Origin of the sequence: Paraburkholderia sp. HD33-4, from assembly GCF_021390635.1 — a bacterium.
In the GTDB taxonomy this organism is placed as follows: domain Bacteria; phylum Pseudomonadota; class Gammaproteobacteria; order Burkholderiales; family Burkholderiaceae; genus Paraburkholderia.
Window position 1 is genome coordinate 646,325 of sequence record NZ_JAJEJS010000001.1, and the last position, 15,852, is coordinate 662,176.

The following is a 15,852-nucleotide window of genomic DNA, read 5'->3' on the forward strand; positions in this document are numbered from 1 at the left end:
GGGCAGCGCCAGCGTCTTCTGTTTAGTTGCCGTCGCGCGGCACGCGGCAGGAATCGCAATCGACCTGCGTCAACGTCCGCTCCGCGGGATTGACCGCGAGCCGTACCGCCGATAGCTTCTCCCCCCACACGCAGCCCGAATCGAGGCCGATCAGGTTGTCGCGCAGCATCAGGCCCAGCGCGGCCCAATGACCGAACACGACGGTCACGTCCGCGCTCTGGCGCGACGGCACGTCGAACCACGGGATACAGCCGCTCGGCGCGGATTCGAGCGTGCCGCTGCTGCTGAAATCCATCACCCCATCGGACGTGCAAAAGCGCATGCGCGTCAACGCGCTGCACGTGACGCGCAGACGCTCGATACCCTTCAGGCCCGGCTTCCAGCGGTTCGGCTCGTTGCCGTACAGGCCGGCAAGCGTTTCTTTCCAGTTCGGCGCCCGCAGCGCGCGTTGCAACTCGTCGGCGAGTTCGAGCGTCAGCGTCGCATCCCATTGCGGCAGCACGCCCGCATGCACCATCAGCATGCCGTTGTCGAAATGCGCGAGCGGCCGGTGGCGTATCCACTCGAGCAGATCGGCGGCATCGGGCGCGGCGAGGATCTGTTCGATCGTGTCGCCTTTCTTCGACTTGCGGATCCCCGCCGACACCGACAGCAGATGCAGATCGTGATTGCCGAGCACCGGGACCGCGCGCTCGCCGAGCGCGATCACGTCGCGCAAGGTGTCGAGCGAGTCGGGGCCGCGGTTGATCAGATCACCGGCGAACCACAGCGGGGTGCCTTCCGGGGGCGCGGCTTTGGCCAGCAGTTGCTGAAACGGTGCGCGGCAGCCTTGCAGATCGCCGAAGGCAAGAGGAACCAAAGGGGACACATCGGGAATGGCGGAGGGCGTCATCGGGCGAAGCGGAAAAGTTCGAAATTTGCCGTAAGCGACGGGCGTGTTGCGTTTTGGCGGTGCAACATCCTAGGGTGACATAATATCCATCCGTTCGAAGTACCGATACCACGGCCGCTGGTCTAGCGCAGCCGTAAGCCTGTAAATCCGGCGATGTTGCACTACAACAGGACGATCTCCCGTGGAAGAAGCGAGCATGCCCTTTTTTCAGGCGGCGCCACTCGCCCGCACTCTGGTGACGGGTGCGAACGGTTTCACTGGCCGTTATCTGGTCGAAAAATTGCGTGCTCGTGGCCATACTGTGATCGAGACGACAGACGTCTACAACGAGCCGGAAACGCCGACAAGGCTGCACCTCGACATTACGTCGCACGAGGCGTGCCGGCGTGTGATCGATCGGGTGCGACCCGATTACATCGTGCATCTGGCCGCGATCAGCTTCGTCGGCCATGACGAGCCTCTGGACTTTTACCGCGTGAACGTGATGGGCACGCGAAATCTGCTGGAAGCCTGCGTGCAAGTGGGCCATACACCGCGCAAGCTGCTGATTGCGAGCAGCGCCAATGTCTACGGCAACGTGGCCAGCGACGCGATCGACGAAACTTTCCCGCTGCGGCCAGTCAATCACTACGCGGCGAGCAAGGCGGCGATGGAAAAAATGGTGCAGGCCTGGTTCGACCGGCTGCCGATCCTGATCGTGCGGCCGTTCAACTATACGGGCCGTGGGCAGAGCTCGAATTTCCTCGTGCCGAAAATCGTCGAGCATTTCGCGGGCCGTGAGCCGTCTATCCAGCTGGGCAATATCGATGTGGCGCGCGATTTTTCCGATGTGCGATACGTGGCGAGCGTGTACGAAGCGTTGCTCGATTGCGACGCTGCGGCGGAGACAGTCAACGTCTGCTCGGGCACGCCTTATACCGTGCGCGACATCGTGTCGACGGCGAGCGACCTGACGGGCCATGAGTTGGAAATCCACGCTAATGCCGAATTCGTCCGGCAAACGGACGTGAAGATGCTGGCCGGATCGCCGGCCAAGTTGCATTCGCTGGTGCCGACCGTCGAGTCCATCCCCTTCGTCGACACTTTGCGCTGGATGCTCGTGTCCTGACGGACTGGATCCAGTCCATCGATCTATCGCCTGCGTCGGCCGTGGCCTCGCATCAGGCTGCTCAGATCAGGGTTGCCCAGCAAGATTTCTCGTTTCGCCACCCCTCTTTCGGAAGTGCCAGCCGGCTTGCCCTGCGCTCGCCGGCCGTGGGCGCGCGTGCGCCATCGTGGCGGCGGTCGTAAAACTATTCGCGTCGGTATCAAACTTGTCTAGCTGTTTCAAGTTGTTAGGGTTCTGGTTTTTGCCCATGGCCGCTTTATAATTGGGGTTTCATAAAATTGGCGTCTGAGCGTCCGTCCGTTGCGTGGGTCTGCGCGACGGGCGCTGGAATAAATGGACGCCACCACGCGGGGTGAGCAGGTCGGAAAAAAATTACGGCGACCTGACACCATCATCGACAAGGGAATTACATGATCCTGGTAACGGGCGGCGCCGGCTTTATCGGCGCCAATTTCGTGCTCGACTGGCTAAATGCGTCGGACGAAGCGGTGCTCAACGTAGACAAGCTGACATACGCCGGCAACCTGGGCACGCTGAAGTCGCTACAAGGCAATCCCAAACACATTTTCGCGCGCGTCGACATCTGCGATCGCGCCGCGCTCGACGCACTGCTGGCCGAGCACAAGCCGCGCGCCGTGCTGCATTTCGCGGCCGAGAGCCATGTGGATCGCTCGATTCACGGTCCGGCCGATTTCGTGCAAACCAACGTGGTCGGCACTTTCACGCTGCTCGAAGCGACGCGCACCTACTGGAACACGCTCGGCGAGGCGGAACGCGCCGCGTTCCGCTTCCTGCACGTGTCGACCGACGAAGTGTTCGGCTCGCTGTCCGCAACCGATCCGCAATTCTCCGAAACCACGCCGTACGCGCCGAATAGCCCCTATTCGGCGACCAAGGCCGGCTCGGATCACCTCGTGCGCGCCTACCATCATACGTATGGCCTGCCGGTGCTGACCACCAACTGCTCGAACAATTACGGCCCGTACCAGTTTCCCGAAAAGCTGATTCCGCTGATGATCGCCAACGCGCTCGGCGGCAAGCCGCTGCCGGTGTACGGCGACGGGCAGAACGTGCGCGACTGGCTGTACGTCGGCGACCACTGCAGCGCGATCCGTGAAGTGCTCGCGCGCGGCACGCCGGGCGAAACGTACAACGTCGGCGGCTGGAACGAGAAGAAGAATCTCGAAGTCGTGCACACGCTGTGCGACCTGCTCGACCAGCAGCGTCCGAAGGCGGCCGGCTCGTATCGCGACCAGATCACCTACGTGAAGGATCGTCCGGGTCACGACCGCCGTTACGCAATCGATGCCCGCAAGCTCGAGCGCGAACTCGGCTGGAAGCCGGCGGAAACGTTCGAGACGGGTCTCGCCAAAACGGTCCAGTGGTATCTGAACAATCAGGCATGGTCTGACGAAGTCGCTTCGGGCGAGTACCGGAAGTGGGTCGAGACCAACTACGCGCAGCGCGCGTAAAGGCACGGCAATGGCGCGCAAAGGCATTATTCTCGCGGGCGGCTCCGGCACCCGCCTGTATCCGATCACGCATGTCGTCTCCAAGCAGCTGCTGCCGGTGTACGACAAGCCGATGATCTATTACCCGCTGTCCACGCTGATGGTGGCGGGCATTCGCGATGTGCTGATCATCTCCACGCCGCAGGACACCCCGCGCTTCGAGGCGATGCTCGGCGACGGCAGCCAGTGGGGCATGAACATCCAGTACGCGGTGCAGCCGTCGCCGGATGGGCTCGCGCAGGCGTTCATCATCGGCCGCGAGTTCGTGAACAACGATCCGTCGGCGTTGATTCTCGGCGACAACATCTTCTACGGTCACGATCTGGCGAAGCAACTCGAACGCGCCGACGATCAAACCGACGGCGCCACCGTGTTCGCGTATCACGTGCAGGATCCGGAGCGCTACGGCGTGGTCGAATTCGACAAGCAGTTCCGAGCGTTGTCGATCGAGGAAAAGCCCGCGAAACCCCGCTCGAACTACGCGGTCACGGGTCTGTACTTCTACGACAAGCAGGTCTGCGACATCGCCGCGGATATCAAGCCGTCGGCGCGCGGCGAGCTGGAAATCACCGACGTGAACTCGCGCTACCTCGCGAACGCGGCGCTCAATGTCGAGATCATGGGCCGCGGTTATGCGTGGCTCGACACCGGCACGCACGACTCGCTGATCGAAGCCGCGACCTTCATCGCGACGCTGCAGAAGCGCCAGGGTCTGGTGGTCGCGTGTCCGGAAGAGATCGCGTACCGGCGTCAGTGGATCGACGGCGAGCAACTGCTCGCGCTCGCCAAACCGCTCGCGAAGAATGCCTATGGGCAATACCTGCAAAACATTCTCACGGATCATGTCGCATGGCCATCCAGGTAACCGCAACCGCGCTGCCCGAAGTCAAGATCATCGAGCCTAAGGTGTTCGGCGATGCGCGGGGCTTCTTCTTCGAAAGCTTCAATGCGCTCGAATTCGCCGAGAAGGTCGAGCCGGGCGTCGAGTTCGTGCAGGACAATCACTCGCGTTCGGCGCGGGGCGTGTTGCGCGGTCTGCACTATCAGATCCAGCATGCGCAGGGCAAGCTCGTGCGGGTGGTCGAGGGCGAGGTGTTCGACGTCGCCGTCGACATCCGCAAGAGTTCGCCGAACTTCGGCAAGTGGGTCGGCGTGACGCTGTCGGTCGAGAACCATCGGCAGCTGTGGGTGCCGCCCGGTTTCGCACACGGCTTCGTCGTGCTGTCGGAGTCCGCGCAGTTCCTCTACAAGACCACGGATTACTGGTTCCCCGAGCACGAGCGCAGCATCGTGTGGAACGATCCGGCGATCGGCATCGAATGGCCGATCGACATCGAGCCGTTGCTCGCGGCCAAGGATGCGGCGGGCAAGCGTCTCGCCGACGCCGAAGTCTACGCATAAGGGGATCGTATGAGCGCACACGACGCGAAACGGACGATTCTCGTCACCGGCGTAAATGGCCAGGTCGGCTATGAGCTCGCGCGCACGCTGCAAGGGCTCGGCAACGTGGTCGCGGTCGATCGCTCGCGGCTCGATCTGTCGAACCTCGAGCAGATTCGCTCGGTGGTGCGCGACGTGCGTCCCGCGCTGATCGTCAATCCGGCCGCCTATACGGCGGTGGACAAGGCCGAAGAAGAGCGCGATCTGGCGATGCGCATCAACGGCGAAGCACCAGGCGTGCTCGCCGAGGAAGCGAAAAAGCTCGGCGCCGCGCTGATCCATTACTCGACCGACTACGTGTTCAACGGCACGAAACAAGGCGCGTACGTCGAAGACGATCCGACTGATCCGCAGAACGTTTACGGCCGCAGCAAGCTCGCGGGCGAGCAGGCGATCGCGGCGAGCGGCGCGAATCACCTCGTGTTGCGCACGAGCTGGGTGTACGGCACGCGCGGCAAGAACTTTCTGCTGACGATGCTGCGGCTCGGCGCCGATCGCTCCGAGCTGAAGGTCGTCGCCGACCAGTTCGGCGCGCCCACCTGGTGCAACACGATCGCGACGCTGACCGCGCATCTGTGCGCGCAGTCCTTCGCCGCCGAAGACAGCGCGAAGTGGTGGAGCGAGCGTTCGGGCATCTATCACCTGTGCGCGGGCGACTCGACGTCGTGGCACGGTTTCGCGTCGGCGATCTTCGAACTCGCGGATTTGCCGAACAAGCCGAACACGCTACCGATTCCCGCTGCGGATTACCCGACGCCCGCGAAGCGTCCAGCCAATTCCAGAATGTCGAACGACAAGCTGGCGCGCGTGTTCGGGCTTGCCGCGCCGCATTGGCGCGATGCGCTGAAGCTGTGTCTGACGGACGGTTTTCCGAAGTCGCCGGCGGCGCGCGCCTGAGTCGCGGTTTCGACGTGACGGCTCGCGAGCGCCGATGCGGCGAGGCAAACATGTCGCATCGGACGCCCTGCTGCGCACGCCGCTCGGCAGGACTTCGTCGTGGTCTGGTCTCGACCGGTACGATTGTTCCCTGACAATCGTGAAAGGGGGTGGCGGTAGAATGTCGCTCGTTCCAGGCGCAGTTTTAGCGTTCTATGCGCAGTAGATTGCAAACGTGTGCGTCAACCGTGTGCGAGCCAGTATGGCCGCGTCATAAATACGGTATTGAGAGGGATCTGTGAGTTTGTTACCGATCATTCTGTGCGGCGGAGCGGGATCACGGCTCTGGCCGGTCTCGCGCGAATCGCACCCAAAGCCGTTCATCCGTCTCGCGGACGGCGAAAGCCTGCTGCAGAAAGCCTTCCTGCGCGCGGTCGCGTTGCCCGGCGTAAAGGAAGTGCTCACGGTAACCAACCGTGAGCTGTTCTTCAAGACCGAAGACGATTTCCGCGAGGTGAACGGCAAGAACATCGCGACCTCGTTCATTCTCGAACCGTTCGGCCGCAACACGGCCGCCGCGGTCGCCACGGCGGCCTTGCACACGGCGAAGGCGCACGGCGACGACACCGTGATGCTGGTGCTCGCCGCCGATCATCTGATCGCGGATCAAACCGCGTTCGCCGCAGCGGTCGCGCGTGCGCAGACGCTTGCTCAGGCGGGCAAGGTGGTCACCTTCGGCATGCATCCGGACACACCCGAAACCGGCTACGGCTATATCGAAGCCGATGGCGAGCGGGTCGTGCGCTTCGTCGAGAAGCCGTCGCTGGAGAAGGCCCGCGAGTATCTGGCGTCGGGCAAGTTCGTGTGGAACTCGGGCATGTTCTGCTTCACCGCGGGCACGATCCTGAAGGAAATGCGCGAGCATTGTCCGGACATTCTCGATGCCGCGGCCGAATGCATGGACAAATCGCCGTCCGCGGAAGGCAAGAGCGGCGCGCAGGTGCGGCTCGAGCCGAACTGCTTCGGCGCGGTGCCGGAGCTGTCGTTCGATTATGCGGTGATGGAGAAGTGCGAGCATGCGGCGGTCGTGTGCTGCGATCTCGGCTGGACCGACGTCGGCTCGTGGACCGCGCTGTCCGACCTGTCGCCGGCCGATGCCAGCGGCAACCGCGTCGAAGGCGAGGCGCTGCTCGTCGACGTGAAGAACTCGTATCTGCGCAGCGGCGGGCGCCTGATCGGCGCGGTGGGCATTGACAACCTGATCGTGATCGACACGCCCGACGCGTTGCTCGTCGCGCACAAGGATCGCGCGCAGGACGTGAAGCAGATTTTCGCGGAGCTGAAGTCGCGCGGCCACGAGACGTACAAGGTGCATCGCACCGTGCATCGGCCGTGGGGTACCTACTCGGTGCTCGAAGAGGGGCCGCGCTTCAAGATCAAGCGCATCGAGGTGAAGCCGGGCGCGAGTCTGAGCCTGCAGATGCATCATCACCGCAACGAGCATTGGGTCGTGGTGAGCGGCATGGCGAAGGTCGTCAACGGCGAGAAGGAATTCTTCGTGTCGACCAACGAGTCGACCTATATCCCGGCGGGTCACAAACATCGCCTCGAAAATCCGGGCGTCGTCGAGCTCGTGATGATCGAAGTGCAAAGCGGCGAATATCTGGGCGAAGACGATATCGTTCGCTTCGAAGACATTTACGGACGTACTTGAGATGGATATCAGTTTTACCAACGACTCGGAAGACCTGACCCGTCACAACGAGCGCGACGACCTGCTGGTCGGCATGAAGGCGGTACGGGTCTGGGGCACGCTCGGCTGGCACGACATCCGGCAGCGTTATCGCCGCTCGGTGCTCGGGCCGTTCTGGTTCACGCTGAGCACGATCATCATGGTGGTCGTGCTCGGCGCGTTGTACTCGACGCTGCTGCACCAGGAAATCTCCGACTATCTGCCGTATCTGGCGGTGGGTCTGGTGGTGTGGGCGTATCTGGCGTCGGTCGCCAACGAGGGCTGCATGGCCTTCATCGGCTCGGCGTATCTGATCAAGCAGATCAGGCTGCCACTGACCGTCCACGTATGCCGCATCGCGTGGCGCAACTTCGTGATCCTGCTGCACAGCCTGCCGGTCGTCGTCGTGCTGCTGATCGTGTTCGGTCACTGGCCGGGCTGGGAAATCGTGCTGGTGCCGTTCGCGCTCGTGATCCTGCTGATGCACGGCGTGTGGCTCGGCGTCACGCTCGGCGTGCTGTGCGCGCGCTTTCGCGACATTCCGCCGATCGTCACGAACCTGATCCAGGTCGTGTTCTTCTTCACGCCGGTCATGTGGTCGCCAGAAATCCTGAAGGACCGCGCGTGGGTCGCCGAATACAACCCGCTCTATCACCTGATCGAAACCGTGCGCGCGCCGCTCACCGGTCGCCCGACCCACTGGGAGTCGTGGGCGTGGTCGATTGGCCTGCTGATCGTCGGCTTTGCGTTCTCGCAGATGCTGATGAAGCGTTTCCGTAATCGCGTTCCTTACTGGCTTTGATATTGTGAGTTCTTCATCGATTGTCGCTCGTAACATCTCCGTCGAATTTCCGATTTACGAGAACTCGCATCGCTCGCTCAAGAAGGCGGTGCTCAATCTGACGACGGGCGGCCGGATCGGCCAGGACGCGGGTCGCCATGCGATCGTCCGCGCGATCGACGACCTCAGCTTCACGTTCGGCGAAGGCGAGCGCATCGGCCTGATCGGCCACAACGGCTCGGGCAAGACGACGCTGTTGCGCACGCTGTCGGGCGTCTATGCGCCGGTGCGCGGCGAGCTGAAGGTGCAGGGCAAGATCGCCTCGCTGCTCGACGTGTCGATGGGCCTCGACCCCGACGCGACCGGCTTCGAAAACATCTATCTGCGCGGCATTCTCGACGGGCTGAAGCCCGCGCGCATCCGCAGCAAGATCGACGAGATCGCCGACTTCAGCGAACTCGGCGACTACCTGAATCTGCCGGTGCGCACCTATTCGAGCGGGATGATGCTACGCCTCGCGTTCGCGATCTCGACGAGCGTCGAAGCCGACATCCTGATCATGGACGAATGGCTGAGCGTCGGCGACGCCGAGTTCAGCGTGAAGGCTGCCGTGCGTCTGGAAGGCCTCGTCGGCAAGGCGGCGCTGCTGGTGGTGGCGTCGCACGATCCGTCGCTGGTCGCGCGCGTGTGCAACCGCAAGATCTCGATGGAGCACGGCAAGATGGTCGCCGACGAACCCGTGCTGCCGCCGGAAAAAACCGACGAGCCGCTCATTAGCCACGCCGCGCAGTTGCCGCACTGAGCACGCGGGCGCGCAACCGCCGCGGCGGTTGGTGCGCCTGTGGCACACGCGTCGAGAAGCGACGCGCGGCCCGAGAGCGCGACGGCGGCAGGCAATTCCATCGGTTCATCGGCTAAACCGCGCCGCGCCCCGTCGCAAGCCAGTCCAGTCCCGCAGTTCAGCAACACCCTCGTGGCAGACCCCGAGGCGTAACAAGGTTCGAATTTGATGCGAGCTAATCACCCATTTCTGCGCTACTCCGAATCCCTGCTCGTGCGTCAGCCGTTTCGCACGCTGAAGGGTTTCGCTGGCGGCTATATCGCGTATCCGATCGCGGAGAACGCCGAAAAACGCAATGTGCGCCCGAAAATCCGCGAGCTGCGCGAGCACTATTCGCTGCCGATGCCGCATCGCCGCCGCATCGCGCTCCAACGGCTCGTCGCCATGCTCGAATTCGCCGGCGCGAAGGTGCCTTACTATCGCGACCTGTTCCAGGCAAAGCAGTTCGATCCCGCCAGCGTCAAGGACGACCCGCGCTACCTGGAAGAACTGCCGTATCTGACCAAGGACATCATCCGCGAGCAGGGGCCGCGTCTGTTGGCGGGGCCGCTCGTGGCGGGCCAGCACCACGCGTGCAAGACCGGCGGCTCGACGGGCCTGTCCACGACGATCTACTACGACCAGGAAGGCGCCGACTATTCGTCGGCGGTCACCAACTATTGCCGCGAGCGGATCGGCAAGCTGCGCCACCGTTCGGAGCTGCACTTCGCGTGCCGTTTCCCTGATCAGGTGGTGCCCGAGTGGCCGTCGCGCGAAGACTTCAAATGCTTCGCGATGAACCGCAGCAACATCTTCTTCGACCGCATCGACGATCAGGGCCTCGAGGAAATGTGGCGCACGTTGAAGCGCCGCCGCCCGTATCTCGCGCACTCGCATCCGTCGACGATGTACGCGCTCGCCTGCTACGTACAACGCAAGTACGGCGGCGGCAAAGCGTTCCAGGTGTTCGAATCGAGCGGCGAGCTGCTCGAGCCGCATGCGCGCGAGATGATCGCGAAGGCGTTGCGCTGCCGCGTGATCGACCGCTACGGCCTCGCCGAGCTCGGCGTGATGGCCTACGAGCTCGACGGTCATGAGGGCGGGTTCCAGATTCTCGAATCGGAAGGCTGGCCCGAAAGCCGCGTCGCGCCCGACAACCCCGACGGCGCGCACGAACTCGTGTTCACCGGTTTCCGCAACCGGCTGATGCCGTTGATCCGCTACACGACCGGCGACCTCGCGCGCGTGCAGGAGACGGAGAAGGGCTTCTTCCTGACCGACGTGGTCGGCCGGATTCACGACGTCGTGCCGATCAACGGCGTCGCGCATCCGACGCACCACATCCAGGACATGCTCGATCACCGCGTCGGCGGCATCCAGGAATTCCAGATCGATCTGCGCACGACGCCGCCCACGTTGCGCATCGTGCTCGAACCGCACGCGAACGCGGAGGAGACGACTGCGAAGCTGCGCCACTTCTGGCAGGACGCGTTCACGATCGCCTACGTCGGTCACGACGATTTCGTGCGCGTGGGCAGCCGCGCCAAATTCCGCCACGTGGTGAGCGCATGATCGGGGTCGCGTTTCCCGATGCGCGCGCCGACGCTGGCCAATACGTGCTGGCGGCACTGCGGCGCTCGGTCAGCGCGACCCAGGCCGAGGCCATCACGCGCAACCTGCTGCACGAGATCGCGCCCGACGTCGTGGTCGCGGTGGACGCGCCCGACGCTTGGAGCGCCGATCTGATCGCTTACGTGAATGAGCGGCCGCGCAAGCTGATCGTGTTCGGCCATATGCCGATCGCGCTCGCGGACTATCTGCGTTATCGGCCCGCGGCGTTGCCGCCCGAGTTGGCGCAAGCGAGCCGCAGTGCATCGGCGCCTTCGGGCGAGTCGCGCGAAAGCGCGGCGGCGGTGCGCTACGGCGCGCTCGCGCGGACACTCGGCGGCGCGGCATGGCATCGTCCGTTCGAGCGCTTCGATTTCACCGACGAATGGAACAACCTCGGCTACGGCGCGATTCGCGCCGACGGCTCGATCTGGGCGCTCGCGCAAGCGCCTGAAGTACCGGCCGAAGCGGAGCTGGCCGCGGTCGTCGTCAACGGCGAGCGGCAGTTCGCGTACGCGGCGCTGTGGGATGCCGGCGCCTCGGGCGTGTTGTGGTTCAACCGGCCGGTCGGCCCGTGCGATTCATTCGAATGGCGCCTCGTCGAGAAGTTTCTGTCGGATTACCGGTCCGATGCGCTGCCGTGTCAGCCGGTGCTGAGCGAGCTGCCGTGGGGCTACGACGCGGCGATCACGTCGCGGCTCGATTGCGACGAAGACGTCGAATCGGCGCGCCCGCTTTGGGACGCGTATCGGCGTCTGGGCGTGCCGTTTACGCTCGCGGTGCACACGCAGAATCTGCAACGCGGCGGCCAGCACGACATCCTGCGCGAACTGCTCGCCGACCGGCAGCAGGGCGCGGTGCTGTCGCATACGGCGACGCACTCGCCGAACTGGGGCGGCAGCTACGACACCGCGATCGCGGAAGGGACGCAATCGGCCGAACTGCTCGAACGCGCGACCGGTGTGCCGGTGCGCTACGCGGTGTCGCCGTTTCACCAGTCGCCGCAGTACGCGATGCGCGGTCTTATCGACGCGGGCTACGCGGGCTGCATCGGCGGCATCATCCGCAACGATCCCGAGTTTCTGAGCGCACGCGGCGGCGCGTTGGCGGGACTGCCTGCTGGCTTCGTCGGACATAGCCAGCAGTGCATGCTGCACGGCGACTGCATGCTGAAAGAGGGCGATCCGCTCGCGGTCTTCAAGCAGGCCTTCGACTCCGCGTACGCGACCAACACGCTGTTCGGCTACCTCGACCATCCGTTCTCCGAGCGCTACGCCTACGGCTGGTCCGACGAGGCGGCGCGCGTCGACGCGCACGAGCAGTTCATCGCCTACATCCGCGCCAAAGCGCAGCGGCCGCTGTTCCTGCACGAAGAAGCCGCGCTCGATTTCCTGCGCTTCAGATCGCTCGCGCAGATCGTCGAACACGACGGCGCGTTTCGCGTCGTCACGCCATTCGCCGACACGACGCCGCTCTCGCTCGGCGTCGAGTTCCGGGGCGCTCATACCAAGGTCGAGGCGGGGAAAGCACTGCAATGAAAGTCATGGTGGTGATGGGCACACGGCCCGAGGTCATCAAGCTCGCGCCGCTCGTGCGCGCGTTGCGCGGCGAGTTCGACACGATCGTCTGCGCGAGCGGACAGCACAAGGACATGGCCGCGCAGGCGCTCGAATTCTTCGGCATTGAACCGGACATCACGCTCGAAACGATGCACCCCGGTCAATCGCTAAACGCGCTCGCGGCGCGGCTGATCGCCGCGCTCGATCGCGCGCTCGACGAAACGCGCCCCGACTGGGTGATCGTGCAGGGCGACACGACGACCGCGTTCTGCGCGGGGTTCGCGGCGTTCCAGCGCGGCATCCGCGTCGGCCACGTCGAGGCGGGGCTGCGCACCGGCGATCTGGCGAGTCCGTTTCCCGAGGAAGCGAACCGCAGCCTGCTCGGCCGCATCGCGACGCTGCATTTCGCGCCGACTTCGCGTGCCCGTGACAGCCTGCTCAGCGAGGGCGTCCCGGCTGAAAAGATCGTCGTGACCGGCAACACGGTCGTCGATGCGATCGCCGAAGTGCGTGCGAGCTGGAGCGCCACGCCGCCGGCGAGTCCGCTGCCGGCATGGCATGGCGCGCAGCAGCAGCACGTGCTGGTCACCTGCCACCGTCGCGAAAACTTCGGCGACGTGCTGCGGGACATCTGCCGCGTGCTGCGCGATCTGTGTCAGCGCTATAGCGACTACCGCTGGGTGTTCCCGGTGCATCTGAACCCGGCGGTACGCGAGCCCGTGCATCGCGAGCTCGATGGCATTCCGAACCTCGCGCTGATCGAACCGGTCGACTATCCGACGAGCCTTCATCTGATCAGCGGCAGCGCCGTCGTGGTCAGCGATTCGGGCGGCATCCAGGAAGAAGCGCCGACCTTCGGCGTGCCGGTCGTCGTGATGCGCAATCACACCGAGCGCCGCGAGGGCGTCGATGCCGGCTTCGCGACGCTCGCGGGCCAGAGCGCGGCCAGCATCGAGAGCGCGGTGATCGGCTGGCTCGACGATCCGGCACGGCGCGCCGCGCTGCGCGATCGCGCCAATCCGTACGGCGACGGGCTGGCGTCGCGGCGCATCGTCGATAGCCTGCGCGGCCGACCGGTCGAGGTGTTCGTTGGCTGACGGCAAGAACCCCGTGCTTGCCCCGCAAGACTGCGTGCTGTTTTCAACCGCCGACTGGGACGAGCCGTACTGGACCAACAAGCAGCACACGGCGAGCATCCTCGCCGCGCGCGGCTGGCGGATTCTGTATGTGGAGAGCGTCGGCTTCCGCTCGCCGAAAGTGGGCAGCGGCCGCGACTGGTCGCGGCTATGGCGGCGCCTATGGCGCGGCGTGCAGTCGCTCGTGCTCGGCCCGCCGCGCCGCGCCGACAACATCTGGGTGTTGTCGCCGCTGATGGTGCCGGCGGGGCATCATCTGCCGTTCGTGCGCTCGCTGAACCAGGCGATGCTGCGCTTTTCGGTGAACCGCTTCGCGCGGTCGCATCGCTACGACAAGCCGGTCGTGTGGACCTATCACCCGTACATGCTCGATGCGATCGCAACGCTGCCGCGCGGGCCGTTGGTGTATCACTGCGTCGACGATATCGCGGCGATTCCGGGCGTCGACGTCGACGCGTTCCGTAATGCGCAGCAGGATCTGCTCGTGCGCTGCGAGGCGGTGTTCACGACCGCGCAGTCGCTGAAGGACGTGTGCCTGCCGTTCAACTCCAATACGCATTTCTTCGGCAACGTCGTCGATGAAGCGCACTTCGGCGTAGCTCGCGCCGACGGGCCGCTGCCTGCCGAACTCGCCGCGATCGACGAGCCGCGGCTCGTCTATCACGGCGTGCTGTCGGACTTCAAGGTCGACCTGCCGCTGCTGCTGCAGACCGCGCAGGCGCGGCCGCAGTGGCAATGGGTGATCATCGGCGAGGAGCGTGAAGGGCAGCGCAGCGACCTGCTCGCGCAGCTCAAGCGTCTGCCGAACGTGCATCTGCTCGGCTACCGGCCGTATCGCGTGCTGCCGCAGTATCTGCGTGGCATGCGGGTCGGCGTGCTGCCGACGCTGATCAACGAATACACGCACTCGATGTTTCCGATGAAGTTCTACGAATATCTGGCGGCCGGTCTGCCGGTCGTGTCGACGCCGCTCGATTTCGCGAAGGAGCCGCGCGCGGGGCTCGAAGTGGGCGGCGATACCGACGCGTTCATCGCGGCAATCGAAAAGCAGCTTGCGCGCGGCAAGCTGAGCGCGGACGAAGCGCGCGCGGCGGTTGGCGAGAATACGTGGGAAGCGCGGCTGGACAAGATGCTGGCGATCACCTTCCACTACCGCCAAGCGGGCGGCAGCAGCGCGCAGCCACACGGCGCGGAGGTGCGCACGTGAGAGTCGTTCATGTGTACCGCACGTACTTCCCCGACCCGCCTGGCGGCTTGCAGGAAGCGATCCGCCAGATTGCGCTATCGACGCGCGAACGCGGCGTCGAACCGCGCATCCTGACCCTGTCGCCGACGCCGACGCCGACGGTGGTCGATTATCCCGAAGGGCAGGTGGTGCGGGAGAAGTCGTGGGCCGCGCCGGCATCGTGCGACCTCGGCGGGCCGTGCTCGGTGATGAAATATCGCGAGATGGCCGATTGGGCCGACGTCGTGCACTTCCATTTTCCGTGGCCGTTCGCCGATGTATTGCATCTGCTCGGGCGCACGAAGAAGCCGACGGTGATGACGTACCACTCGGACATCGTGCGGCAGAAGCTGCTCGGCAGCATCTATGGACCGCTGATGCGGCGCACGCTGCGCAGCATGTCCGCGGTGGTCGCGACGTCGCCGGCCTATGCGCGGACCAGCGAGACGCTCGCCGCCTGCGTGTCGAAGCAGCGGCTCAACACGATTCCGTTGGGCATCATCGACTATCGCGACGAACCGCAGCCGCCGGGCACGCAGCGCGATCTCGAGGGCCGACTCGGTCTCGCGCCGGGCGAGCCTTATGTTCTGGCGCTCGGCGTGTTGCGCTACTACAAGGGACTGCATACGCTCGTCGAGGCCGCGCGGCAGGTGCGGGCGAAAATCGTCATCGCGGGCTCGGGACCGGAGCGCGAGCCGCTCGCCGCATTGGCGCGGCAGCATGGCGCGAGCAACGTCGTGTTTGCCGGGCAGGTCACGCATGAGGAAAAGGTTGCGCTGCTCAAGGGCTGTCGCGCGATGGTGCTGCCGTCGCATTTGCGTTCCGAAGCGTTCGGGATGGTGCTGGTCGAAGCGGCGATGTTCGGCAAGCCGATGGTGTGCTGTGAGATCGGGTCCGGGACGTCGTTCGTGAACGAGGATGGCGTAACGGGGTTCGTCGTGCCGCCCGAGACACCGGAGCAGCTTGCAGCCGCGATCAACCGGCTGGCGCTCGATGAAGCGCTGGCGCACCGCATGGGGGCGGCGGCGCGTGATCGGTATGAGCGGTTGTTTTCGGGGCCGGCGTTGGGAGCGGCCTACAAAGCGCTATATCAGCAGGTTTTGGCCGCCACCTGAGTCATTATTTCTGTTATCGCCGGATGTTCGGGCGGCCGCGATCGCAGTG

The 15,852-nt window shown here is 64.6% G+C and carries 14 protein-coding genes; 13 read left to right on the forward strand and 1 reads right to left on the reverse strand.

Annotated features, from left to right (window positions below):
• Positions 1–22: 22 nt before the first annotated feature.
• Complete coding sequence (locus tag L0U84_RS02935) at positions 23–892, reverse strand: symmetrical bis(5'-nucleosyl)-tetraphosphatase (RefSeq protein ID WP_233847572.1); 870 nt, start codon at positions 890–892, stop codon at positions 23–25.
• 196 nt (positions 893–1,088) lie between these two features.
• On the opposite strand from L0U84_RS02935, the gene L0U84_RS02940 reads away from it, so the two are divergent.
• The 13 genes from L0U84_RS02940 to L0U84_RS03000 all read left to right on the forward strand — a co-directional run bounded on the left by L0U84_RS02940 (position 1,089) and on the right by L0U84_RS03000 (position 15,803).
• Positions 1,089–2,000 (forward strand): GDP-mannose 4,6-dehydratase, encoded by a 912-nt coding sequence (locus L0U84_RS02940; protein WP_233847574.1) that lies wholly within the window; start codon positions 1,089–1,091, stop codon positions 1,998–2,000.
• 410 nt (positions 2,001–2,410) lie between these two features.
• Positions 2,411–3,472, forward strand: coding sequence for a dTDP-glucose 4,6-dehydratase (gene rfbB, locus L0U84_RS02945; protein WP_233847575.1), 1,062 nt, complete (start codon positions 2,411–2,413; stop codon positions 3,470–3,472).
• A 10-nt stretch (positions 3,473–3,482) separates the two neighbouring features.
• Positions 3,483–4,376, forward strand: coding sequence for a glucose-1-phosphate thymidylyltransferase RfbA (gene rfbA / locus L0U84_RS02950; RefSeq protein ID WP_129956868.1), 894 nt, complete (start codon positions 3,483–3,485; stop codon positions 4,374–4,376).
• A complete protein-coding gene (gene rfbC / locus L0U84_RS02955) occupies positions 4,361–4,912 on the forward strand; it encodes a dTDP-4-dehydrorhamnose 3,5-epimerase (protein WP_233847576.1) in 552 nt (183 codons plus the stop codon). The genes rfbA and rfbC overlap by 16 nt, the downstream gene beginning before the upstream one ends.
• 9 nt (positions 4,913–4,921) lie before the next feature.
• Positions 4,922–5,848: a dTDP-4-dehydrorhamnose reductase gene (gene rfbD, locus L0U84_RS02960; protein WP_233847577.1), complete on the forward strand. Its 927-nt coding sequence runs from the start codon at positions 4,922–4,924 to the stop codon at positions 5,846–5,848.
• A gap of 277 nt (positions 5,849–6,125) precedes the next feature.
• Positions 6,126–7,541, forward strand: coding sequence for a mannose-1-phosphate guanylyltransferase/mannose-6-phosphate isomerase (locus tag L0U84_RS02965; protein WP_233847578.1), 1,416 nt, complete (start codon positions 6,126–6,128; stop codon positions 7,539–7,541).
• Between the two features lies 1 nt (position 7,542).
• The gene (locus L0U84_RS02970) at positions 7,543–8,361 is read left to right on the forward strand and encodes an ABC transporter permease (RefSeq protein ID WP_233847579.1); all 819 of its coding nucleotides are present in this window, start codon (positions 7,543–7,545) and stop codon (positions 8,359–8,361) included.
• A gap of 4 nt (positions 8,362–8,365) precedes the next feature.
• A complete protein-coding gene (locus tag L0U84_RS02975; RefSeq protein WP_233847580.1) occupies positions 8,366–9,142 on the forward strand; it encodes an ABC transporter ATP-binding protein in 777 nt (258 codons plus the stop codon).
• A gap of 207 nt (positions 9,143–9,349) precedes the next feature.
• The gene (locus L0U84_RS02980) at positions 9,350–10,732 is read left to right on the forward strand and encodes a phenylacetate--CoA ligase family protein (protein WP_233847582.1); all 1,383 of its coding nucleotides are present in this window, start codon (positions 9,350–9,352) and stop codon (positions 10,730–10,732) included.
• On the forward strand, positions 10,729–12,306 hold the full coding sequence (locus tag L0U84_RS02985; RefSeq protein ID WP_233847584.1) for a polysaccharide deacetylase: 1,578 nt from the start codon (positions 10,729–10,731) through the stop codon (positions 12,304–12,306). Before L0U84_RS02980 ends, L0U84_RS02985 begins: the two co-directional genes overlap by 4 nt.
• Positions 12,303–13,424, forward strand: a complete 1,122-nt coding sequence (gene wecB / locus L0U84_RS02990) for a non-hydrolyzing UDP-N-acetylglucosamine 2-epimerase (RefSeq protein ID WP_233847585.1) — start codon at positions 12,303–12,305, stop codon at positions 13,422–13,424. The genes L0U84_RS02985 and wecB overlap by 4 nt, the downstream gene beginning before the upstream one ends.
• A complete protein-coding gene (locus L0U84_RS02995) occupies positions 13,417–14,670 on the forward strand; it encodes a glycosyltransferase (RefSeq protein WP_233847586.1) in 1,254 nt (417 codons plus the stop codon). The genes wecB and L0U84_RS02995 overlap by 8 nt, the downstream gene beginning before the upstream one ends.
• A complete protein-coding gene (locus tag L0U84_RS03000; RefSeq protein ID WP_233847587.1) occupies positions 14,667–15,803 on the forward strand; it encodes a glycosyltransferase in 1,137 nt (378 codons plus the stop codon). The genes L0U84_RS02995 and L0U84_RS03000 overlap by 4 nt, the downstream gene beginning before the upstream one ends.
• Positions 15,804–15,852: the final 49 nt, after the last annotated feature.